Source organism: Streptomyces sp. NPDC002817, assembly GCF_053592055.1.
Map to the genome: position 1 here is coordinate 268,546 of NZ_JBSFUY010000008.1, position 19,771 is coordinate 288,316.

Genomic DNA, 19,771 nt, shown 5'->3' on the forward strand with positions numbered 1-19,771 from the left:
TCGCCGCGCCGCCGGGCCCCCGCACCCGGAACCGGGGAGCCGCTCAGGCCGAGAATCCGACGATCTTCCGCGGCACGATGCGGATGATCACGCGGGCCTCGTCCTCCTTCTCGGCGGGCGGGTCGATGCCGAGGTACTTGTGCGAGAGGTCGTGCGGGAGTTGCTTGTCCGGGTCCGGGAGGATCTCGGCGGTGCCGCGGATCTCGACCGAGGTGTACGGGTTGGCGAGGTCGTAGACAGAGACGCTGATCCGGGGGTCGCGGCGGAGGTTGCGGACCTTCTGACGGTGATCGGTGGAGGAGAAGAGGACGGTGTCGCCCTCGCGTTTGATCCAGACCACCGAGTTCTGCGGGGAGCCGTCAGGGCCGAGGGTGGCGACGCTGGCGAAGTTCTTGCCGTCGAGGAGGGCGCGGACGGAGTCGTCGAAAGAGAGGTGATCGCTCAAGGAAGTCGTCATGGCACCCACCCTAGTTAGATGCACGCGCATATAAAAGCGCTTTGGTGGATCTTCTCTGAAGAACGGCCGGAAGTATCGGATCAACCGCCCCATGCCGGGTGCCGGGGGTCGTCGGCTCTCACCAGGACGTCGGCGGTGCCGGCGGGGTCGGTCTCGTCCGCGTAGCGCTCGAAGGCCTCCAGCGTCCACTGGTCGGCCTCGGGGGTACGGCGGCGCAGAGCGCCCGGGGAGAGGAGGACGTGGACGGACAGATCGAAGGGGAACCAGTGCCGCAGCAGGAGGGGGCCGTGCAGCAACAGGACGCCACCGGGCGGGAGTTCGACATAGGGACTGCGGGTGGCGCGGTCGGTGTCGGGATCCCACAGGTCGGGCAGGACACGGCCGTCGCCGCCCGGTTCGAGGGGGCCGAAGACCTCGCGCCACAGGGCGCCGGTGTCGAACCAGCCGTCGTAGTACGCCTCCACGTCCTGGCGGCCGTACTCCAGACGGAGCGAGGCGGGGCGCAGAAAGCCCTGGGTGCCGACGACGAGCGAGGGGCTGCCGCGTGTCCGCAGGGCCTCGGAGACGCGCTCGGCGAGATCCTGCGGGCGGGCCGCGGGGGCACCGTCGAAGGCGACGCGCGTCCAGGGGCTGTCGTCGGCCGGCTTCAGGTCGAGCAGACGGTCGGCCAGCACATCGCCGAGCCGCTCCCAGGTGATCGCTTCGAGTCGCACACGGCCCATGATGCGTCAACCGACGGTCAGGACACGTCCCGCTCATGGACCCGACGGGCGGCGAGCAGGTGCGGGAGGTGGGTCTCGCTCCAGGCACGGGCGGCGTCGAGCAGGGGGATCAGGGTGCGGCCGAGAGGGGTGAGGGCGTATTCGACGCGGGGCGGGTTCTCGTCGTACGCGGTGCGGGTGAGAAGGCCGTCGCGCTCCATCGCGCGCAGGGTCTCGGCGAGGACCTTGGGGGTGACGGCCCTGAGCGGGACCCGGAGTTCGGTGAAGCGGCGCGGGCCCCCTTCGAGGCAGCGGATGACCATGCCGGTCCATTTGTCCCCCACTCGGAAGGGCATCACCGAGGAAGGGCAGACGGGGTCGAACATGTCGGGGTCCAGCGGAGCCCGTCGGGAGCCGTCCGAGGAGTCGGTCATCGGTCGAGGTTAGCGCCGATACCGTTGAAGTAACCGGCCCTTGTGTCTCCAACGTCCAGGTCAGACACCGAACCGCGGTGTGTGACAAGGAGGTTGGGCATGGGTGGGATCGTCGTCCTCGGAGCGGGCGGACGTGCGGGGCGGGCCGTCACGGCGGAGGCCCGGCGGCGTGGGTACGAGGTGACGGCCGTGGTGCGGGATCCGGCGCGGTATGCGGAGCTCGGGGCGGACGGGGTGGCCGTGGTCCGGGGCGATGTGACGGATCCCGGTTCGGTCGGTTCCGTGGCGGTCGGGCACCTGGCCGCCGTGCACGCGGTGTCGCCGTTCAGCGGGCCGGAGCAGGGCTTCGGCGCGCTCGACCCGGACTTCTTCGTGAAGGCCGCGGACGCGCTGCTCGGCGGGCTCACGGCGGCGGGCGTACGGCGGCTGGTCGCCGTGGGGCTGTTCGCGGATCTGCTCGGGGCGGACGGACGGCCGGTGATGGACGACCCCGCGGCGTTCCCGCCGGAGATCCGGCCGTTCGCGCTGGCGCACACGGCGGGGCTGAGCCGGCTGCGGGCGGAGGGTGACGGCGGCCGCGTCGACTGGGTGATGCTCACCCCGGGGGGGGAGGACTGGAGGAGGGCGCTCCGCGCACCGGGCGCTATGTGCTCGGCGGGGAGCGGGTGCCCGACGGGACGCGTGTCCTGTCGTACGCGGACCTCGCCGTGGCGGTGGTCGACGAGATCGAGCGGCCCACGGCGCATCGGACGCGGGTGTCGGTGGTCGACTCCGGAGAGGACGCCGAGTAGGGCAAGGCCGTGGTTCATGGCCCGCTCGCGGGAATGAACCCGGTATGTCTCGCCTCGCGACTCCCCCGCGCCGCACCGGGCTTCTCGTCGTCCAGCCCCTCAGGCGGAAGCAGTGCGCCGAGTGCCGGGGCGGGCCGTTGTCGCTGCTGGTGCTGGAGGAGGGGGCACCGCGGTGTCTGGACTGCGCCGACCTCGGGCATCTGGTGTTCCTGCCGCGCGGCGACACCGCGCTGACACGCAGGGCGCGGGAGGAGAGCGCGCTGTCGGCGGTGGTCGTCCGGTTCAACCGGCGCAGGTCGAGATACGAGCGGCAGGGCGTGCTCGTCGAGGAGGAGGCGCTCACGCGGGCCGAGGTGCGGTGCCTCGCGGACGCCGAGGCGCGGCGGCGGCGCCGGTCGCGGGACGCGCGGCGGCGGGCGGCGGAGGACGTGCGGTTCACGGACGCGTTCGCGGCGGAGATACGGCGGCTGTTTCCCGGCTGCCCGGCGGAGCGGGCGCGGGGGATCGCGGCGCATGCCTCGGTGCGGGGCAGTGGACGGGTGGGGCGGAGTGCGGCGGGGCGGGCGTTGTCCGAGGGGGCGGTGGTCTCGGCGGTCGTGGCGTCCGTACGGCATCTGGACACGCCGTACGACCAGTTGCTGATGAGCGGGGTGCCGCGGCACGAGGCGCGCAGGCGGATCGCGGCGGCCGTGGAGACGGCGCTGGGCGGATGGCGGGCGACGGAGGCCGAGGCCGGTTGAGGGGGCGAGGCCGCGGTCCCACGGCATCGCCGGGCTGTGCCGCCGTCCCGCCGCGCCCGGGAGTGGACCGGTGATTCGGAGGGCTGCGGCGGGGGGAGGTTCTCCTCTTTGGACGCTCGCGTATGCCCGCGCGGCCTTCGGCCATGGTGACCCTTCCCGTACGGGAATTCACTTGTGGTGACGGTTGGTGCCGGGCAGGATCTCGGCTCGATGCGGGAGTTGACGACATGATCGAGGGACCGTACTTCGTACTGACGGTGCTGGGTGTGCTCGGGACCGGTCTGGTGGCCGGGGTCTTCTGCGCCTTCTCCACCTTCGTGATGAAGGGGCTCGCCGCGCTGCCGCCGGCGCAGGGCGTCGCCGCCATGAAGGCGATCAACGTGACCGCGCTGCGGCCCGCGTTCATGCTCGTGTTCGCCGGGTCGGCGGTGCTGTGCGCGGTGATCGCGGTGGTGACGTTCGTGCTGTGGCCGGACGAGGGGACGGTGGAGCTGCTGCTGGGCAGCGCGCTGTATCTGTTCGGCTCGTTCGGGGTGACGATGGTCGCGAACGTGCCGCGCAACGACACGTTGATGAGGCTGGACGCGGGGACGGCAGAAGCGGCCGCGTACTGGCCGGAGTATGTGCGCGAGTGGACGGTCTGGAACCACGTCCGTATGGTCGCCTCGGGCGCCGCGGCGGTGTCCTACGTGCTGGCCCTCACGTAGCCGCGCGAGTACGGGGACAGCCCGGAGGAGCCACCGGAAAGCGCTGTCCCCTCGCCCTGTCTTCTCCCCTGCGCGAGTGGCCGACGGGACGTATCGTGGCCGAAAGGGTGCCGCCCGATGACGCACGGCCCGTCGACGCCCACGCAAGGAAGACGGCCATGGCCGATCCCAAGGGATTCATGACCACTCCTCGCCAGGAGTGGCCTCGCCGGCCCGTCGAGGAACGGGTCGGGGACTGGGACGAGGTGTATGTCCCCGGGGCGTTGCTGCCCATCATCAACAAGCAGGCCGACCGCTGCATGGACTGCGGCATCCCCTTCTGCCACGACGCGTGTCCACTGGGCAATCTGATCCCCGAGTGGAACGACCTGGTGAGCCGGGACGACTGGCGCCAGGCCGCCGACCGGCTGCACGCCACGAACAACTTCCCGGAGTTCACGGGTCGGTTGTGCCCGGCGCCCTGCGAGGCAGGGTGCGTGCTCGCCATCAACCAGCCCGCGGTCACCATCAAGAACGTCGAGGTGGCCATCGCCGACCGGGCCTGGGAGCTGGGGTTCGCACCACCGCGGCCACCGGACCGGCTCTCCGGGCGCACGGTCGCGGTGATCGGGTCGGGGCCGACCGGACTCGCGGCGGCACAGCAGCTGACCCGGGCGGGGCACACGGTCGCGGTGTACGAGAAGGACGACCGCCTCGGCGGGCTGATGCGGTACGGCATCCCCGAGTTCAAGATGGAGAAGCGCCATCTTCAGCGGCGGATCGAGCAGATGCGGGCCGAGGGCACGAAGTTCCGTACGTCGACGGTGGTCGGACGGGACATCGGGGCGGCGGAGCTGCGGGCCCGCTACGACGCGGTGGTGATCGCGACCGGGGCCACGGCATGGCGTGAACTGTCCGTGCCCGGGCGGGAGTTGGCGGGAGTCCACCAGGCGATGGAGTATCTCCCGCTGGCCAACCGGGTGTGCGAGGGGGACTTGGAGAGCTCCCCGATGTCCGCCGCCGGGAAGCATGTCGTCATCGTCGGCGGTGGTGACACGGGGGCCGACTGTCTGGGGACGGCGGTGCGCGAAGGGGCCGCGTCCGTCAGCCAGTTGGACATCTACGCCCAGCCCGGCGCCGAGCGCGACGAGGACGCCGAGCCCTGGCCGACCTATCCGAAGATCTACCGGCTCTCGGCCGCGCACGAGGAGGCCGGCGACCTCCGGACCGCACCGGCGGCCCACGCGGACGCGCGGCTGTTCGCGGCGTCCACGCTCCGCTTCACCGGCGACGCGGACGGGCAGGTGCGGTCGCTGCATCTGGTCGAGGTCGACGCCGAGCGGCGGCCGGTGTCGGGCACCGGGCGGACGCTCCCCGCCGATCTCGTCCTGCTCGCCCTCGGCTTCTCCGGGCCGGACCGGGAGGACGGGCTCGTCGATCAGCTGGGGCTGGCGATGGAGCCGCGCGGCACGATCACCCGGGACGCCGACTTCGCGACGAGCGCTCCCGGGGTGTTCGCCGCGGGGGATGCCGCCCGGGGGCAGTCGCTCATCGTGTGGGCGATCGCAGAGGGACGGGCGGTGGCGGCTGCGGTCGACCGCCATCTGACGGGGAGTTCGCGACTGCCGGCGCCGATCGGGCCGTACGACCGGCCTATGACGGTGTAGCCGAGCCGCAGACGGCGACGGCGGGCGCCACGGCCCGTCGGCCCCTCCCTCGTTCGGATCCGCTCGTCCACGTCGCTTCCGTGACGAGTCGAAGATCGTCCGGTTCTCCCAAACCACGCTCAGACCCGCTCGTCCGTCCCCGCCACCTTCTTCGTCGCCAGGGCCAGCCTGTTCCAGGTGTTGATGGCGAAGATCAGCCCGAGCACCTGCGCCAGCTCCTCCTCCCCGAACCGGGCCGCGGCCTGCGCGTACACCTCGTCCGGGACGCCCCCGTCGGCCACCAGCGTCACCGCCTCGGTCAGGGCCAGGGCCGCCTGCTCCCTCTCCGTGAAAAAGTGCCGGGCCTCGCGCCAGACGGCGACCATGTGGAGCCGGTCCTCGCTCTCGCCGGCCTTGCGGGCGTCGTTGGTGTGCATGTGGAGGCAGTAGGCGCAGTGGTTGAGGTGCGAGGCGCGGATCTGGATCAGTTCCACCAGGGCCGGGTCCAGGCCCGCGCGGGCGGCGGCGTCGAAGCCGATGAGGGCGCGGAAGACCTTCGGGGCGGACTTGGCGAAGTCGAGGCGGGGAGCGGCGGCGGTGTTCGTGTTCGTCGTCATGTCCCTCAACCTATGGGGCCGATAGACCCGCTGTAGGGTGCATTTCCATGGCTAGATCGTGGGTCAATTCCGCGGAGCGGATCGGCTCCGACCTGCACCTGGAGCTTTCCGGGCCGGGCAGCAGACGGGCCGCTCTCATCGATGCCCTGAGGGAGGCCGTACGCAGCGGCCGGCTCACCCCCGGGACCCGGCTGCCGCCGTACCGTTCGCTCGCCGCCGACCTGGGCGTGGCCCGCAACACGGTGGCCGACGCCTACGCCGAGCTCGTCGCGGAGGGCTGGCTCACCGCCCGGCAGGGGTCGGGGACGCGGGTCGCCGAACGGACCGAGCCGTTGCGTCCGAACCCGAAGCACGCGCGCGTACCCGTGAAGACTCCGCCACGCGCGCGTGGACCCCGGCACGACCTGCGCCAGGGCACCCCGGACGCGTCGACGTTCCCGCGCGCCGCCTGGCTGGCCTCCTACCGGCGGGCCCTTCAGCAGGCGCCCAACGAGGTGTTCGGCCCCGGCGATCCCGCCGGCCGCGTCGAGCTGCGGGAGGCGCTCACGGAGTACCTGGCACGCGCGCGTGGCGTACGCACCGAGCCGGGCCGGATCGTGATCTGCTCCGGCTTCGCGCACGCGCTGCGGCTGCTGTCCGGGACGCCGGTCCTGCGCGGCACCCTGGCCGTCGAGGCGTACGGTCTGCCCTTCCACCGCGAACTCCTCGCCGACGCGGGCGTCCGGACCGTACCGCTCCCCCTGGACGAACACGGCGCCGATGTGGGCCGGTTGGCGCGGGAGCGGGCCGTACTGCTCACGCCCGCCCACCAGTTCCCGACCGGCGGGCCGCTGCACGCCGAGCGGCGGGCGGCCGTCGTCGACTGGGCACGCGCGCGTGGCGGGGTGGTGCTGGAGGACGACTACGACGGGGAGTTCCGCTACGACCGCAAACCCGTCGGTGCGGTCCAGGGCCTCGACCCGGAGCGGGTGATCTTCGTCGGCTCGGTCAGCAAGAGCCTGTCGCCCGCGCTGCGGCTGGGGTGGATGGTGCTGCCGGAGCGCCATGTCGCCAGCGTGCTCGCGGCCAAGGGCGAGCGGGAGGCCTGGGTGAGCGTCCTCGACCAGCTGAGCCTCGCCGACTTCCTGTCGTCGGGGTCGTACGACCGTCATGTGCGGCGCATGCGGCAGCACTACCGGAGCCGCCGTGACCGCCTGGTCGCGGCGCTGGCCGAGCACGCGCCGCACATCGAGGTGACCGGGGTCGCGGCCGGGCTGCACGCGGTGCTGAGGCTGCCGCCCGGCACCGAGCGGTCCGCGCTGAAGGCGGCCGCCTGGGCGGGCATCGCGCTGGACGGCCTCGCCGAGTTCCGGCACCCGCAAGCACCGAAGACACCACAGGCACCGAAGGCATCGAAGGCGCCGGAGCCGTCCGAGGCCGCCGTACCGGCCTACGACGGGCTCGTCGTCGGATACGCGACGCCCTCGGAGCACGCGTACGGCGCGGCGCTGGACGCCCTGTGCCGGGTGCTGCCCCCCGAGGCCGGCTGAGGGGTCTCCTTCCCCCGGAGGAGGCGCGGCGTACTGCCTGCGAAGGAGCGCGCCCCGGGCGCTCTCCTCCGGTGCTCCTGATTCCTCTCCGTACGTCCGAAAAGTGGCTTCCGACCGGCATGGAAACCAACAGCGGTGGGATCATTGCAGCAGGAGGTGTGCTGCCGTCGGACCCCCGGTGGGATCGGCAGCGGCTCGCCCCATCCTTCGTTCCGCCGTCAGGCGCAGGGCCACCCCCGCGCGTCCCCCCTGTTGGCGGCCGGTCCTGGAGGGTGAGCGATGACGACGCTCGACGAACGTCACGGAGAAGGCGCACGCGACGGGGACAGGCCTCGCGGCGAGGTGGCCCTCGGTCTGGTCGACGCCCATGCCCCGGTCACCGTCCCGCTCGACCGTCCCGGCGCCGCGGTACCCACCGACGCGGGGTCCAAGGCCGCGAACCTCGCGCGCGCGGCCGGTGCGGGGCTGCCGGTGCTCCCCGGCTTCGTGATCCCGTACCAAGGGGGCGACGACCCGGTCGCCCTGCGGCGGGCCTGGCAGGAGCTCTCCGACGGCGGCGCCCGCCCGCTCGTCGTCCGGTCCTCCTCGCCCCAGGAGGACACGGAGGAGTCGTCCCTGGCGGGCCAGTTCGCCTCCGTCCTGGACGTGCGGGGATGGCAGGACTTCCGTACGGCGGTGCGGACCGTGCTCGATTCTGCGGTACGGCCCGACGGGGCAACGGCGCCGATGGCGGTCCTCGTGCAGCCGATGCTCGCGGCGCGGGTCGGCGGGGTCATGTTCGGTGCCGATCCCGTGGAGGGGCGGACCGACCGGATGCTGGTGAGCGCGGTGCGGGGCGGTCCGGACACGCTGGTCAGCGGGGAACAGGCGGGCACCAACTACTGGCTGAGCGGGCGGGGACGGCTGCTGCGGACGGAGCCTTCCGAGGCCGGTGCGCTGCTCACCCGCTCCGAGCTGGCCCGCCTCGCGCGGCTCGCGCGGCGGGCCCGGCAGATCTTCGGCGGGCCTCAGGACATCGAGTTCGGGTTCGACGGGGACGGGCGGCTGTGGCTGTTCCAGAGCCGTCCGATCACGGCGATGGCGGCGCGACCGCCGCACGGGGCACGGCTGCTCGGGCCCGGTCCGGTGGCGGAGACGCTGCCCGAGCAGCTGACGCCGCTGGAGGAGGACCTGTGGGTGGCGCCGATGGCCCGCGGGCTCGCCGCCGCTCTCGACATCGGCGGGAGCGCGCCGCGGCGGCTGCTGCGGACGGTGCCGGTGGTCACGACGGTCGGCGGTCGGGCCGCCGCCGACCTGCGGCTGCTCGGCACCACGGGTCCGCGGCACCGGTGGCTGGCGCTGCTCAACCCGGCGCCGGGGGCCCGCCGACTGGGCGCCGCCTGGCGGGTGGGCCGCCTCTCCGCGGCGCTGCCGGGTCTGGCGACGGATCTCGTGGCGGACGTCGACCGCCGCCTCGCCGAGCTACCGCGGCTGTCCGCGCTCCCCGCGTCCGCCCTGGTCGCGGAGGTCCGCTGGACCCGCAGGACCCTGGTCTCCCTGCACGCCCAGGAGGCCCTCGCGGGAACGCTCCTCAAGGAGCCCCCCAAGAGCCGTACTGCGGCGGGCACCGCACTGGCCGCCCTGGAGACGGCACGCGCGCGTGGCGTGCCCGACGAGCGGGTGATCGCCGAGAACCCGGTGGTCCTGGCGCTCACCTCACCGAGCCTGCGCAAGCGGGGGCGGCTCCCGTCGCCGGCGGACGTGGCCGGCGACGAGGAGCAGGCCGTGCCGAGGTCCCGCGTACCGGACACTGCCGAGAACGTTCCGCCGGAACCCCGGCACGGCACGCACCACTCCCCCACCACCGGCCTCCCGCCCCGCGAGTCCCTCCGCCTCCGCATCCGCTGGGTGCAGGAGCTCCAGGTGCGGCTCGTGCAGGAGGCGGCGCGGCGGCTCGGGCTCGACGCGGAGCGGGTCGGGCTGCTGCGGTGGCGGGAGCTGGCCGCGGGGCTGCACGGCGCGCCGCTGCCCGCCGATCTCGGGGCACGGGTGCCCCTGGACGAGTCGGCGCCGTTGCCGGACGCGTTCCGGCTTACGGAGGCCGGAGGTGTCGTCGCCGAGCGGGGGGGCGGGAACCGCCACGGTATGCGCGGGGTGTCCGGTGGACGGGCCGTCGGGACCGTCTGGGACGGGGCGGGGCCGCAGCCCGAGGACGCCGTGCTCGTCGTACGGACCCTGGATCCCGCGCTCGCCCCGCTGCTGCCCGGTCTCACCGGGCTGGTCGCGCAGACCGGCAGCCCCTTGTCCCATCTCGCGGTGCTGGCAAGGGAGTTCGAGCTCCCCGCCGTCGTGGGGGTGACGGACGCCGTGCACCGCTTCCCTGTCGGTTCCCGCCTCACCGTCGACGGGACCGCCGGGGACGTACGGCCGGGAGACACGCCATGAGGAGGATCGCGTACGTCTTCGCGGGCCTGGCCGCGGCCGGCGCCGGGACGTACCTCGTCGTCTATCTGTACCGGTGGCAATGGCAGCGGGCCATGCTGATGGGTGTTCTGCTGCTGGTCGTCGAGGTGCTGCTGCTCGGCATCGTGATGCTGGGGCGGCTGACCCGTATCGAGGAGCGGCTGAGCGCGTCCGACCTGCGGCAGCGGGAGCTGGCGGCACGGCAGGAGGACGCGCTGGCCCGGCTGAGGCAGCCGGCCGTGGAACGGGAGGAGACCCGGTTCCGGTGGCTGGAGGACCCGGCGGACCGGGCGTATGTCTTCGTACCGGTCCTCATGGTCACCGGTGTGCTGCTGTCCGGGCTCGCCTGGGTGGTGCAGCGCGTCGCCTCGGCCACGGCCCGTCCCGCCGAGCGGCGGCTCGCCGGGCGGCTGGCCGTCCTCACCGCACCCGACCCGGCCTCGCCCGACGACCTGGAGGACCTGCCGTCGCCCGCCGCCCGCCGCTCGCCGGGCCGTACCGCGCGTCTCGTCACCGTCGGGGTCGTCGGTGCCGCCCTGCTCGGCGCGCTGGTCGTGGGTCTCGCCGACCTCACCCAGACCAGGGAGGAGAAGGCGGACGAGAGCGAGGCCACATCGGTGCTCGTCCAGGTCGACCTGCGCGGGCCGGACACGACGGCCGCACGCCGATCCCTGGCCGCGCAGCAGGTCTGGGAGCGCTGCCGGGACTCCACGTCCGTACCGTTGCGGCACGCCGCCCTCGGTGACCTGGGGGACGGCCTCTTCGCGGGCGTCGTCCACCCCGCTCTGACCGAGCACGACCGTATGCGGCTGCGGGGCTGTCTGGAGGACGCGACCCTGGAGCGCGCCCATCTCACGGTGGTCGGCATCGGCGACGCGGACTCCGACGACGACTGATCGGACACGAAGGACACATTTGCTTGTGTACACGGACAAGACGGCCAAGAGGACCTCGGGTTACGCTGCCAAGGCGCCTACGTCCCCTAGTCCCCCTGGTCGCTCATGGCTGTTCTCACCGCCACTCTCCCCCGCCCTGCCGCCCCTCGGCGTCCGCTCCGGCGACGCACCATGCGGATCCTCCTGACCCTCGTCCTCGGTTACGTCGTCCTGTGGGCGGCCGGAGCCGGGGGCATCCTGGCCCTGTCGTACTGGATGCGCCAGGAGACCCCGGCGCCGGCGGGGACCCGCACCGTGCAGGGCGTCCACAACTTCCAGCCGGTCGACGCGTCGGGCCACCTGTGGCGCGGCGCCGCTCCCTCCCCGGCCGGGTACCGGACGCTGGCGGCCATGGGCTTCACCACGGTCGTCGACCTGCGCGCCGAGGACCTCAGCGCCCACCAGCTCGCCGGTCCGACCGATGCCGGTCTGGACGTCGTACGACTGCAGATCCGTGACGGTCAGACGCCGAAGCCCGAGCAGGTGCGGCGCCTCCTGGACATCGTCGCCAAGTCGTCAGGGCCCGTGTTCGTGCACTGCGGCGCGGGAGTCGGCCGTACGGGCACGATGGCGGCGGCCTATCTCGTGCAGACCGGCGAGGAGTCGTCCGCTTCGGCGGTCCGGCGCAATCTCGCGGTCGGACCGCCGTCGATCGAGCAGATCTACTACGGGCTGAACCTCAGCCGGAACGAGGCGGCACAGCCGCCGCTGCCGGTGGTGGCGGTCAGCCGGCTGGTGGACGCGCCCCGGCGCATCGCGTCCTGGTTCTAGTCACCTCACGGCTTACGAGCCACCGCCCCGTACCCGGGAATCACGCCGTCGTCCTGCCCCGGCACCGGCTCGCCCAGTTCGGGATGCCACAACTGGGGTACTTCGACGCCGGGTTGGACGAGTTCCAGGCCGTCGAAGAAGCGGGCGAACTCCTCGCGGGAGCGCAACGCCAGCGTGACACCGGCGGCCTTGAGTTTGTCGGTGGCCACCCTCGACTCCTCCGGGGTGAAGTCGGCGGTCGCGTGGCTGGCCACCAGGTAGCTGCCGGAGGGCAGTCGGTCGAGCAGCCGCGCGACCAGTTCGTATGCGCCGTCCTCGTCCGGAACGAAGTGCAGCAGGGCCACGAGAGACAGCGCGACGGGGCGGTCGAAGTCCAGGATCTTCCGCGCGCCTTTCACGATGGCGTCCGTGTCACGGAAGTCGGCCTGCAGATACTCCGTCACGCCGTCGTCCGTGCCCCGCAGCAGATCCGCCGCGTGGGCGAGGACGATCGGATCGTTGTCGCAGTAGACGACGTGCGCGTCGGGCGCGATCTTCTGGGCGATCTGATGGAGGTTGGGCTCTGTGGGTATGCCACTGCCGACGTCCAGGAACTGGCGGATGCCCTGGCGGGCCAGCCAGTTCGTGGATCTGTGCATGAAGGCCCGGTTGACCCGGGCCATGACCGGAACTCTGGGATCGAGGGCCAGCATCTGCCGGCCCATCGCCTCGTCTACCGGGTAGTTGTGAGTGCCGCCGAGGTACCAGTCGTACATCCGGGCGGGGTGGGGTTTGCCGGTGTCGATCTCAACCATTGCTTAAGCATGCCTATGTCACAGCAACCACGTCACGACAGCAGGAAGTCCGCCTCCCCCGCCTTGGCGCCCTCGATGAAGGCCGTCATCTCGTCGCTGGTGTAGATCAGCGCCGGCCCGTCCGGGTCCGTGGACTGACGGACGGCGATCCGTCCGTCGGCCAGCTTCATCGCCTCCAGGCAGTTGCCGCCGTTGCCGCCGCTCCACGGCTTGTGCCAGCCCTCGCTGCCCAACTCCCGCGCGGGCATGCCGTTGTAGACCGGTATGCGCGGCTTGATGCGATCCATTCACAGCTCCTTGCGGAGATCCCGGAGGATCTCCTTCGTGCGATGTGCCGTAGCGGCCTGCGCCGCCATGCGGTCCATGACCTCGAGATGGGTCGCCACCTCGGGGCGCGCGTCGAGATAGACGGCGCCGGTCAGGTACTCGCTGTAGACCATGTCCGGAAGCTCCGGCACGGCGAATCGGAACAGCACGAAGGGCCCGTACGTGCCGGGGTGCGGCCCGTTGGCGAACGGGGCGACCTGCAGGGTCACGTTGGGCAGCTTCGTGGCCTCGAGCAGCTTGTCGATCTGGGCCCGCATCACCTCCGGGCCGCCGACGGGGCGGCGCAGCGCGGTCTCGTCCACCACGGCCCAGAACCGCGGTGCGTCGGGACGGGTGAGCAGTTCCTGGCGTTGTACTCGCAGTGCGACGTGCCGTTCGATGTCGTCCGGGCTGGTCTGGCCGATGGCCCCCGACTTCAGGACGCCGCGGGCGTACTCCTCGGTCTGCAGCAGTCCGGGCAGGAAGTGGGGGTCGTAGGACCGGATGAGGCCGGCGGCGCCCTCGAGGCTGACGTACATCGAGAACCAGCCGGGCAGGATGTCGTGGAACCGCTGCCACCAGCCGGGTTTGTTGGCCTCCTCTGCCAGCTCCACGAAGGCGTCGGCCTCCTCCTCGGAGACGCCGTAGGACTTCAGGAGCAGCTGGAGATACGGGATCTTGAGGCCGACCTCGGCCATCTCCATCCGGCGGACCGTGGCGGGGGCGACGCGCAGGACGCGGGCGGCCTCCTCACGCTTGAGACCGGCGCGTTCGCGCAGGTCCAGCAGGCGCCGACCGAGGACGACCTGGCCGACCGTCGGCGCGGACCGCGGCTCGCTCACCCTCCACCTCCTGGACGTCCCTGAGGTCCGAAGACCGTAAAAACCTGTGCAAAAGAATCCTGGCAGCCGGACGGCGCCATTCGAAGACCTATTCGAAGACCTGGTCGGATCTCCGGTGATCTCAACTGGCGCCGCTCGACATGCTGTTGCGAGCAGTGTGCCACGGCCTTCCAGACCGTCACACAGCACTCTGCAATTTTCAGAGTGACACTTGCCAAGTGTTCACGGCGGGGCGATAGTGGCAAGCGTGATTCCGTCCGCGCCCTTAGGAACAGACGCCGCCGCAGGCCCCCACAGCCTCGGCGCTGCTCCGGGAGTAACCCCTGGTGGGGCCGCTGCCGAGCGCCGGTTCCGGTTTGAGCTGGCCGCCCATCCGGGTTCTCCCGCCCAGGCCAGACGGCTGACGCGGGCCCGGCTGAACGGCTGGTCGGTCTGCGAGGACATCTGCGATTCGGCGGCCCTGGTCGTCACCGAGCTGGTCACCAACGCGATCGTGCACACGGCGAGCAGCCACATCGTGTGCGAGCTGCACGACGGCGACGAACTGGTGCGAATAGCCGTGCGTGACGAGGGCTGCGCGCCGGGTGAGGTCCATCCGTCCGTGGCGCAGCGGGGCGAGGAGGAGCACGGGAGGGGATTGCTTCTCGTCGACGCCCTCTGTCACGCCTGGGGAGCCCATGAACACGGCCCCGGCCTGCTGGTCTGGGCGGAGCTGCCCCGCAAGGCCGACGCCCCCCGTCACGACTGCGGCCCCTGCAACGACCTGGGCTGGGGAGCCCGCCCCAAGCCCGGCCCCGCCGACGGCTCGGGCGGCGAGCACGACGACGCGGACGCGCGACACGACGGAACGCGGCACGACGGAACGGCAAGGCACGACGGAACAGCGCGGCATCACGGGACGGGGGGTCCATGGCTGTGAGGCCCGCGACCGGCGGCAAGGTACTGACCCTGGACACGCTGGTCCGCCTCCGGCGCGGCCTGCACACCCCGGCCGCACCCCGCCGCCTCCCTGTCCCCGACGGGATGACCACCCCCCTGGGCTGCGACGCGGTGGCGATACCCGCCCGCTTCGGCCCGCTGCTGATGCCCCGGCTGCCCCGTGCGGGGTGCGTCTACGCCGATGAGACGCACTGGTGGTGGCTCGTCCCGTCGGACTCCGACTACGCCCTGGAGTGGCCCGCTCCCGCCCAGTACGCCACCGGCGCGATCGTTCCGGACGCGCCGGTGGCCCCCGACCTGATCCACCGCCCCGAGGGCAAGCTTCCGTACACCCCGCCGATCCCGCTGTATCTGGCGCTGTGCCGGGTCACGGGGACCACGCCGACCTGGTCGCGACCGATCAGCGCGTAGGTCCCTGACGGTGGGCCGAAGGCGGCTGAGGGGCCGTGTCCTGGGACGCGGGCCTCGGGAGTCCGTGAGTCAGGCGGGGCCGGGGATCTCCGTATGCCTCCGGCTGGTCCGCCGCGAGGCACGACCGCGCATCGAGGGCGCGGCCCTCGTCGGTAGGAGTCCGAGGCGCAAGCCCCACCTGGGTGGCCGACCCGCGAACCCCGGCTGACCGCCCCCACGGCGTACGCCCGCGCGTCCCCGCACATCCGTCTGCGCCCTGCCCCCGGCATCTCCCTCCCGCGATAGTGGCCCTCCGTCCACGAGCGGGGGAGGTCGACGGTGGCGAGGAAACGGGACGTCAGGGAGCCCGAGCTGTCCGAGTCGGAGCGGCTGCTCTTCGGCGGGCCCCTGCGGTACGACACGGGCTGGAACAGTCACTCCGACGCCCGGCTGCACCTGAGCTTCCGGGCCATGGTGCGCCAGCTGCCCGCGTTGCTCGCGCTCAGCTTCCGGCTGGCCTGGCAGGCGGACCGCAAGGCCGCGCGGATCGTGCTCGGCGCCGAGGCGGGCCGCGGTCTGGCGCAGGCGGTGAGTCTGCTGGCCGTGAACAGCGTGCTGGGCCGGCTGATGGGCGGCGGATCGATCGAGGAGCGGCTGCACGGTGCCGTTCCCGCCCTCGTCGCCATGGCCTGCGTCATGCTGGTCTCCGCGCTGCTGCGGGCCGCGTCCACATACGCCACCGGCCGCCTCGAGCCCAAGGTCGAGCGCGTCGCCACCGAACGCTATCTGGAGCGGGCCGCGGCCGTGGAGCTGGCCGCCATCGAGGACCACGCCTTCCACAAGCTGCTCGACACCGCCCAGTACGGCGCCACCTCCGCCCGCCGCATGATCGCCTACGCCACCCGGGTCATGAACGCGGCGATCTCCCTGATCGCGGCCGCCGGTGTCCTGACCGTGCTGCACCCCGCCCTGCTCCCGCTGCTGGTGACGATGACCCTGCCCAGCGCCTGGAGCGCCCTGACCGTCGCGCGCCGCCGGTACGAGTCCTTCCACACCTGGGTGCAGCACGCCCGGGCCGGCCACCTTCTCAGCGGTCTGCTCACCGAGCCGGAGTCCGCGCCGGAGATCCGTCTGCACGGTGTCGGACCCTTCCTGCTCCACCACTACCGTGCGATGTCGGAGGTCGCGGAGGCGGAACAGGCCCGGCTGGCCCGGCTCGCGGCCCGTACGGGACTCATCGCGGCGTCCTGGACGGGGATCGCGACGGTGGCGACGTACGCGACACTCGGCGGTCTGCTGCTCGCCGGGGCCATGGCACTCTCCGTCGCGGGCACGGCCGTGATCGCGATCCGCTCCGGCTCGTCCAGCCTCGACAGTCTCGTCCTGGAGCTGAACCAGCTCCATCAGGAGGCCCTGTTCGTGGGCGATCTTCAGCGGCTGTACGTCGAGGCGGAGAAGCGGGCGATCCCGGTCGGTGGGCAGGAGCTGCCCGAGGATCCTCAGGAGATCCGCTTCGAGAACGTCACGTTCAGCTATCCGGGTGAGTCCACCCGGCCCGCCCTCGACGACATCACCCTGGCTCTCCCCCTCGGCCGGATCGTCGCGCTCGTCGGCGAGAACGGCTCCGGCAAGACGACCCTGGTGAAGCTGCTCTCCGGTCTCTACACGCCCGACCGGGGCCGGATCCTGTGGGACGGCGTGGACGCGGCCGGTGCGGACCGGCGGCTGCTCGCCGAGCGGATCGCGATGGTGGCGCAGGACTTCAAGCGGTGGCCGTTCACGGCCAAGGTCAATGTGGCGGTGGGCCGCTCGGGCGCGCCCCTGACCGAGGAGCGGCTGGCCGACGCGGTCGCCGAGGCCGGGGCCCAGGAGGTGGTGGCCGATCTGCCGCGCGGCCTGGACACCCTGCTGGCCCGGCACTTCAGCGGCGGGCACGAGCTGTCGGGCGGGCAGTGGCAGCGCCTAGGCATCGCCCGGGCCGCGTACCGGCGCGGCCGCATCCTGATCGTGGACGAGCCGACGGCGGCCCTGGACGCCCGGGCCGAGCTGGAGGTCTTCGAGAAGATCCGCGCCCTGGCGGGCACGGGACAGACGGTGGTCCTGATCACCCACCGGCTGGCGTCCGTGCGCCACGCGGACCTGGTGCACGTCCTGGAGCAGGGCCGGCTCGTGGAGTCCGGCACACCGGAGGAACTGCTGGCCACGGGCGGGGTCTACGCGGAGCTGTACTCGCTCCAGGCGGACCAGTTCACCGCGCCGAGGGCCAGCTGACGCTCACGCCACGGCGGCGGCCTCGCCGCCTCGCACGATCACCAGGAACGCGTCCGTCGCGAGGTCCATCACGACCTCGGCGGGCAGTCCCTCAAGTCGTCGCGCGTGCGCGAACTCCTCCGCCGGCCACGAGCCTCGCGGCCCACCTGCGGGAAAGCGCTCGAGCACGGTCCGCCCGTTCACCATCCTGCACCTCCGATAGAGCGTCGTTCTTTTAGGAGTTAACGCTCTGGAGGGCTGGAACGGCTCGGTGAGTTGCGGGACTGAGACGTAGCTGACACGCGTTTACCGCGCAGCGTGAGAATCCGGTTACCGAACGGTCACTTCCACTACCGTTCGTGTCAGACCTCGTACTCGTCGTGATAGCGAATGCGCTCACTCCCCGCAGGCGCCCCCAGCGCCGACGCGCGCCCCTTCGGCTCCTCCCACTCCTCCTGCCGGCCCAGCGCGGTGAGATCCAGGAGGCTGGTGGTGGAGCCGAGTCCGTCGAGACCCCGTTCGTACGTCGAGTAGGTGTGGAAGACCCGGTCGCGGTCCCGCAGGAAGCAGCTGACGCCCGGCCGCTCGAAGGACTCCCCCTCGTGCTCCAGGGTCACCTCGAAGTCGTGGTTGAAGTCGCCGCCGAACGACGAGTACCAGGGCACGGTCCATCCCATCCGCGCCTTGAACGGCAGGATCCTGGTGTACGGCGCCCGGGACACGGCCGCGAAGGTCGTCCCCCGTGCCTTCAGATGCGCGAGGTGCCCGATCTGGTCCAGGAACGCCGAACAGCTGCGGCAGCCCGCGTCCCATTCGGGCGCGAACATGAAGTGGTAGACGACGAGCTGGTCCCGTCCCTCGAACAGGTCGAGCAGCGTGGCCTTCCCGTCACCGCCCTCGAAGACGTACTCCGCGTCGATCTCCACCATCGGCAGCCCGCGCCGCTCGGCGTTGAGCGCGTCACGCGCGCGCGTGGCCGCCTTCTCCTTGACCAGCAATTCCCTGCGCGCCGCGCGCCACTGCTCACGCGAGACGGTCTCCGGAAGCGACATGGCTCCTCCTGCTGCGACGGTCCGTTCCGAGTGCTGACCGGAGGCGGACGCGGAACTCATCGCCGTATCGGAAGATTTTTATGTGTCGTAGTCCTGGATGCGCTTTCCGTGGCTGCGGTCGAGGAGGGCGGGCATCCGCTCCCCCAACGCCCGGACGACTTCGGCCACGTCGATGGTCAGCAGCTCGCGGTCGCGCATCAGGATCCGGCCGTCCACGATCGTCGTGCGGACGTCGGAGGAGCGGGCGCTGTGCACGAGGGTGGCGGCGAGGTCGTGGACGGGCTGGGTGTGCGGGCCGGTGAGGTCGACGAGGACGATGTCGGCGCGACGGCCGGGGGCGAGGGTGCCGAGGGTGTCACCGAGTCCGACCGCGCGGGCGCTCTGGAGCGTGGCGTGGTGCAGGGCCTGGCGGGAGGTCAGCCACCGCGGGTCGCCGGTCGTGGACTTCTGGATGAGGGCGGTGAGCGCCATCGACTCCCAGACGTCGAGGGAGTTGTTGGAGGCGGCGCCGTCGGTGGCGAGTCCGACGGGGATACCGAGGTCGTGCAGGGCGCGTACGGGTGTGGTGGTGGGCCAGGCGAACTTGAGGTAGCCGCGGGGTGCGGTGGCGACGGCGACGCGGCCGGAGGCGCCGGCGAGCACGGGCAGGTCGCGGTCGAGGATGCCGGTGCCGTGGGCGATCAGGACGTCGGCGTCGAGGATGCCGGTGCGTGCCAGGACCTCGATGGGGGTGACACCGTGGCGTTCGAGGCTGGTCTCCGCCTGATCGCGGTTCTCGGAGGCGTGGAGGTGGACGGGCAGTCCGTGCTCGCGGGCGAGGGCGGCGGTGGCGGCGAGGTCGTCGTCGACGACGGTGTAGGGGGCGTGCGGGGCGAGGGCGGTGGTGATGCGGCCACCGGCGGCGCCTCGGTGCCGTAGCGCGAACGCCAGTGATTTCTCCCGCCCTTGGGGACCCTGGGAGGAGAAGTAGGCCTCGCCGAGATGAGCGCGCATCCCGCACTCCTCTACGACGGAGACGACGGCGTCCATCGAGAAGTAGTGGTCGGCGAAGCAGGTGACACCGGCGCGGATCATCTCGGCGCAGGCGAGCCGCGCACCCAACTCCACGTCCGTCGCGGTGAGGTTGGACTCGATCGGCCAGACGAGGTCGTTGAACCACTCCTCGGTGGGCAGGTCCTCGGCGACGCCGCGCAGGGCGACCATCGGGGCGTGGGTGTGGCAGTTGACGAGTCCGGGGAGGGCGACCTGTCCGCGGGCATCGATGTGTTCGGCGGCGGGCGGGCTTTCGGGGGACGTCGTGACGGACTCGATGACTCCGTCCCGTACGACGATGGTGGCGTTCTCCTCGAACCCGATGCGCTCCTGATCGTCGTGCACGAGAACGGTGCATCCGGTGATGACGAGGTCGGCGGGAGAGTCGGTCATCACGCCAACGTACGACGGCGTCCT

Annotated in this window: 21 protein-coding genes; 11 read left to right on the forward strand and 10 right to left on the reverse strand. The window is 72.1% G+C overall.

Going from position 1 to position 19,771, the window contains the following annotated elements:
- Nucleotides 1-43: 43 nt before the first annotated feature.
- From ACWD3I_RS18495 to ACWD3I_RS18505, 3 genes are all read right to left on the reverse strand, one after another.
- Nucleotides 44-457: a PPOX class F420-dependent oxidoreductase gene (locus ACWD3I_RS18495; protein WP_365394589.1), complete on the reverse strand. Its 414-nt coding sequence runs from the start codon at nucleotides 455-457 to the stop codon at nucleotides 44-46.
- A gap of 80 nt (nucleotides 458-537) precedes the next feature.
- Nucleotides 538-1,179: a nucleoside/nucleotide kinase family protein gene (locus ACWD3I_RS18500; protein ID WP_365394588.1), complete on the reverse strand. Its 642-nt coding sequence runs from the start codon at nucleotides 1,177-1,179 to the stop codon at nucleotides 538-540.
- Nucleotides 1,180-1,196: 17 nt separating this feature from the next.
- A complete protein-coding gene (locus ACWD3I_RS18505; protein ID WP_365394587.1) occupies nucleotides 1,197-1,592 on the reverse strand; it encodes a winged helix-turn-helix transcriptional regulator in 396 nt (131 codons plus the stop codon).
- A gap of 99 nt (nucleotides 1,593-1,691) precedes the next feature.
- Between ACWD3I_RS18505 and ACWD3I_RS18510 the strand changes: the two genes are divergently transcribed.
- The 4 genes from ACWD3I_RS18510 to ACWD3I_RS18525 all read left to right on the forward strand — a co-directional run bounded on the left by ACWD3I_RS18510 (nucleotide 1,692) and on the right by ACWD3I_RS18525 (nucleotide 5,476).
- Nucleotides 1,692-2,420, forward strand: coding sequence for an NAD(P)-dependent oxidoreductase (locus ACWD3I_RS18510; RefSeq protein ID WP_365394586.1), 729 nt, complete (start codon nucleotides 1,692-1,694; stop codon nucleotides 2,418-2,420).
- 7 nt (nucleotides 2,421-2,427) lie between these two features.
- A complete protein-coding gene (locus ACWD3I_RS18515; protein ID WP_365394585.1) occupies nucleotides 2,428-3,123 on the forward strand; it encodes a DUF2293 domain-containing protein in 696 nt (231 codons plus the stop codon).
- A gap of 227 nt (nucleotides 3,124-3,350) precedes the next feature.
- The gene (locus tag ACWD3I_RS18520; protein WP_046262712.1) at nucleotides 3,351-3,830 is read left to right on the forward strand and encodes an anthrone oxygenase family protein; all 480 of its coding nucleotides are present in this window, start codon (nucleotides 3,351-3,353) and stop codon (nucleotides 3,828-3,830) included.
- A gap of 158 nt (nucleotides 3,831-3,988) precedes the next feature.
- Nucleotides 3,989-5,476: a glutamate synthase subunit beta gene (locus tag ACWD3I_RS18525; RefSeq protein WP_365394584.1), complete on the forward strand. Its 1,488-nt coding sequence runs from the start codon at nucleotides 3,989-3,991 to the stop codon at nucleotides 5,474-5,476.
- Between the two features lie 119 nt (nucleotides 5,477-5,595).
- Here the strand turns inward: ACWD3I_RS18525 and ACWD3I_RS18530 are convergent, their stop codons facing one another.
- Nucleotides 5,596-6,072: a carboxymuconolactone decarboxylase family protein gene (locus tag ACWD3I_RS18530; protein ID WP_365394583.1), complete on the reverse strand. Its 477-nt coding sequence runs from the start codon at nucleotides 6,070-6,072 to the stop codon at nucleotides 5,596-5,598.
- Nucleotides 6,073-6,119: 47 nt separating this feature from the next.
- On the opposite strand from ACWD3I_RS18530, the gene pdxR reads away from it, so the two are divergent.
- The 4 genes from pdxR (at nucleotide 6,120) to ACWD3I_RS18550 (ending at nucleotide 11,749) form a co-directional block, all read left to right on the forward strand.
- Nucleotides 6,120-7,601 carry a MocR-like pyridoxine biosynthesis transcription factor PdxR gene (gene pdxR, locus ACWD3I_RS18535; protein WP_365394582.1) on the forward strand — a complete coding sequence of 494 codons (1,482 nt, stop codon included), beginning with the start codon at nucleotides 6,120-6,122 and terminating at the stop codon, nucleotides 7,599-7,601.
- A gap of 279 nt (nucleotides 7,602-7,880) precedes the next feature.
- A complete protein-coding gene (locus tag ACWD3I_RS18540; RefSeq protein ID WP_365394581.1) occupies nucleotides 7,881-10,025 on the forward strand; it encodes a PEP/pyruvate-binding domain-containing protein in 2,145 nt (714 codons plus the stop codon).
- Nucleotides 10,022-10,939: a hypothetical protein gene (locus ACWD3I_RS18545; protein WP_365394580.1), complete on the forward strand. Its 918-nt coding sequence runs from the start codon at nucleotides 10,022-10,024 to the stop codon at nucleotides 10,937-10,939. Before ACWD3I_RS18540 ends, ACWD3I_RS18545 begins: the two co-directional genes overlap by 4 nt.
- A 171-nt stretch (nucleotides 10,940-11,110) precedes the next feature.
- Nucleotides 11,111-11,749 carry a fused DSP-PTPase phosphatase/NAD kinase-like protein gene (locus ACWD3I_RS18550; protein WP_365394579.1) on the forward strand — a complete coding sequence of 213 codons (639 nt, stop codon included), beginning with the start codon at nucleotides 11,111-11,113 and terminating at the stop codon, nucleotides 11,747-11,749.
- Between the two features lie 5 nt (nucleotides 11,750-11,754).
- Here the strand turns inward: ACWD3I_RS18550 and ACWD3I_RS18555 are convergent, their stop codons facing one another.
- Genes ACWD3I_RS18555 through ACWD3I_RS18565 form a run of 3 tightly spaced genes read right to left on the reverse strand, consistent with a single transcriptional unit; the run spans nucleotide 11,755 to nucleotide 13,691 of the window.
- The gene (locus tag ACWD3I_RS18555) at nucleotides 11,755-12,543 is read right to left on the reverse strand and encodes an SAM-dependent methyltransferase (RefSeq protein WP_365394578.1); all 789 of its coding nucleotides are present in this window, start codon (nucleotides 12,541-12,543) and stop codon (nucleotides 11,755-11,757) included.
- 32 nt (nucleotides 12,544-12,575) lie between these two features.
- Entirely contained in the window at nucleotides 12,576-12,830 is a 255-nt protein-coding gene (locus tag ACWD3I_RS18560; protein WP_266828603.1) for a DUF397 domain-containing protein, read from the reverse strand.
- The gene (locus ACWD3I_RS18565) at nucleotides 12,831-13,691 is read right to left on the reverse strand and encodes a helix-turn-helix domain-containing protein (protein ID WP_266828601.1); all 861 of its coding nucleotides are present in this window, start codon (nucleotides 13,689-13,691) and stop codon (nucleotides 12,831-12,833) included. It lies immediately after the preceding gene.
- A 238-nt stretch (nucleotides 13,692-13,929) separates the two neighbouring features.
- On the opposite strand from ACWD3I_RS18565, the gene ACWD3I_RS18570 reads away from it, so the two are divergent.
- The 3 genes from ACWD3I_RS18570 (at nucleotide 13,930) to ACWD3I_RS18580 (ending at nucleotide 17,291) form a co-directional block, all read left to right on the forward strand.
- Entirely contained in the window at nucleotides 13,930-14,610 is a 681-nt protein-coding gene (locus ACWD3I_RS18570; RefSeq protein WP_365394577.1) for an ATP-binding protein, read from the forward strand.
- Nucleotides 14,601-15,041 carry a hypothetical protein gene (locus ACWD3I_RS18575; protein ID WP_365394576.1) on the forward strand — a complete coding sequence of 147 codons (441 nt, stop codon included), beginning with the start codon at nucleotides 14,601-14,603 and terminating at the stop codon, nucleotides 15,039-15,041. Before ACWD3I_RS18570 ends, ACWD3I_RS18575 begins: the two co-directional genes overlap by 10 nt.
- A gap of 450 nt (nucleotides 15,042-15,491) precedes the next feature.
- Nucleotides 15,492-17,291 carry an ABC transporter ATP-binding protein gene (locus ACWD3I_RS18580; RefSeq protein WP_451084117.1) on the forward strand — a complete coding sequence of 600 codons (1,800 nt, stop codon included), beginning with the start codon at nucleotides 15,492-15,494 and terminating at the stop codon, nucleotides 17,289-17,291.
- 3 nt (nucleotides 17,292-17,294) lie between these two features.
- On the opposite strand, the gene ACWD3I_RS18585 is transcribed toward ACWD3I_RS18580, so the two are convergent.
- The 3 genes from ACWD3I_RS18585 to ACWD3I_RS18595 all read right to left on the reverse strand — a co-directional run bounded on the left by ACWD3I_RS18585 (nucleotide 17,295) and on the right by ACWD3I_RS18595 (nucleotide 19,747).
- Nucleotides 17,295-17,477: a hypothetical protein gene (locus ACWD3I_RS18585; protein WP_361488166.1), complete on the reverse strand. Its 183-nt coding sequence runs from the start codon at nucleotides 17,475-17,477 to the stop codon at nucleotides 17,295-17,297.
- Between the two features lie 155 nt (nucleotides 17,478-17,632).
- Nucleotides 17,633-18,322 carry a DUF899 domain-containing protein gene (locus ACWD3I_RS18590; protein WP_365394574.1) on the reverse strand — a complete coding sequence of 230 codons (690 nt, stop codon included), beginning with the start codon at nucleotides 18,320-18,322 and terminating at the stop codon, nucleotides 17,633-17,635.
- Nucleotides 18,323-18,400: 78 nt separating this feature from the next.
- Nucleotides 18,401-19,747 (reverse strand): amidohydrolase, encoded by a 1,347-nt coding sequence (locus ACWD3I_RS18595; protein WP_365394573.1) that lies wholly within the window; start codon nucleotides 19,745-19,747, stop codon nucleotides 18,401-18,403.
- Nucleotides 19,748-19,771: the final 24 nt, after the last annotated feature.

What these genes read in the sequence shown, in the direction of transcription:
- ACWD3I_RS18495 (WP_365394589.1), bottom strand. Translation starts at nt 457, where the DNA reads ATGACGACTTCCTTGAGCGATCACCTCTCTTTCGACGACTCCGTCCGC.
- ACWD3I_RS18500 (WP_365394588.1), bottom strand. Translation starts at nt 1,179, where the DNA reads ATGGGCCGTGTGCGACTCGAAGCGATCACCTGGGAGCGGCTCGGCGAT.
- ACWD3I_RS18505 (WP_365394587.1), bottom strand. Translation starts at nt 1,592, where the DNA reads ATGACCGACTCCTCGGACGGCTCCCGACGGGCTCCGCTGGACCCCGAC.
- ACWD3I_RS18510 (WP_365394586.1), top strand. Translation starts at nt 1,692, where the DNA reads ATGGGTGGGATCGTCGTCCTCGGAGCGGGCGGACGTGCGGGGCGGGCC.
- ACWD3I_RS18515 (WP_365394585.1), top strand. Translation starts at nt 2,428, where the DNA reads ATGTCTCGCCTCGCGACTCCCCCGCGCCGCACCGGGCTTCTCGTCGTC.
- ACWD3I_RS18520 (WP_046262712.1), top strand. Translation starts at nt 3,351, where the DNA reads ATGATCGAGGGACCGTACTTCGTACTGACGGTGCTGGGTGTGCTCGGG.
- ACWD3I_RS18525 (WP_365394584.1), top strand. Translation starts at nt 3,989, where the DNA reads ATGGCCGATCCCAAGGGATTCATGACCACTCCTCGCCAGGAGTGGCCT.
- ACWD3I_RS18530 (WP_365394583.1), bottom strand. Translation starts at nt 6,072, where the DNA reads ATGACGACGAACACGAACACCGCCGCCGCTCCCCGCCTCGACTTCGCC.
- pdxR (WP_365394582.1), top strand. Translation starts at nt 6,120, where the DNA reads ATGGCTAGATCGTGGGTCAATTCCGCGGAGCGGATCGGCTCCGACCTG.
- ACWD3I_RS18540 (WP_365394581.1), top strand. Translation starts at nt 7,881, where the DNA reads ATGACGACGCTCGACGAACGTCACGGAGAAGGCGCACGCGACGGGGAC.
- ACWD3I_RS18545 (WP_365394580.1), top strand. Translation starts at nt 10,022, where the DNA reads ATGAGGAGGATCGCGTACGTCTTCGCGGGCCTGGCCGCGGCCGGCGCC.
- ACWD3I_RS18550 (WP_365394579.1), top strand. Translation starts at nt 11,111, where the DNA reads ATGCGGATCCTCCTGACCCTCGTCCTCGGTTACGTCGTCCTGTGGGCG.
- ACWD3I_RS18555 (WP_365394578.1), bottom strand. Translation starts at nt 12,543, where the DNA reads ATGGTTGAGATCGACACCGGCAAACCCCACCCCGCCCGGATGTACGAC.
- ACWD3I_RS18560 (WP_266828603.1), bottom strand. Translation starts at nt 12,830, where the DNA reads ATGGATCGCATCAAGCCGCGCATACCGGTCTACAACGGCATGCCCGCG.
- ACWD3I_RS18575 (WP_365394576.1), top strand. Translation starts at nt 14,601, where the DNA reads ATGGCTGTGAGGCCCGCGACCGGCGGCAAGGTACTGACCCTGGACACG.
- ACWD3I_RS18580 (WP_451084117.1), top strand. Translation starts at nt 15,492, where the DNA reads ATGGTGCGCCAGCTGCCCGCGTTGCTCGCGCTCAGCTTCCGGCTGGCC.
- ACWD3I_RS18585 (WP_361488166.1), bottom strand. Translation starts at nt 17,477, where the DNA reads ATGGTGAACGGGCGGACCGTGCTCGAGCGCTTTCCCGCAGGTGGGCCG.
- ACWD3I_RS18590 (WP_365394574.1), bottom strand. Translation starts at nt 18,322, where the DNA reads ATGTCGCTTCCGGAGACCGTCTCGCGTGAGCAGTGGCGCGCGGCGCGC.
- ACWD3I_RS18595 (WP_365394573.1), bottom strand. Translation starts at nt 19,747, where the DNA reads ATGACCGACTCTCCCGCCGACCTCGTCATCACCGGATGCACCGTTCTC.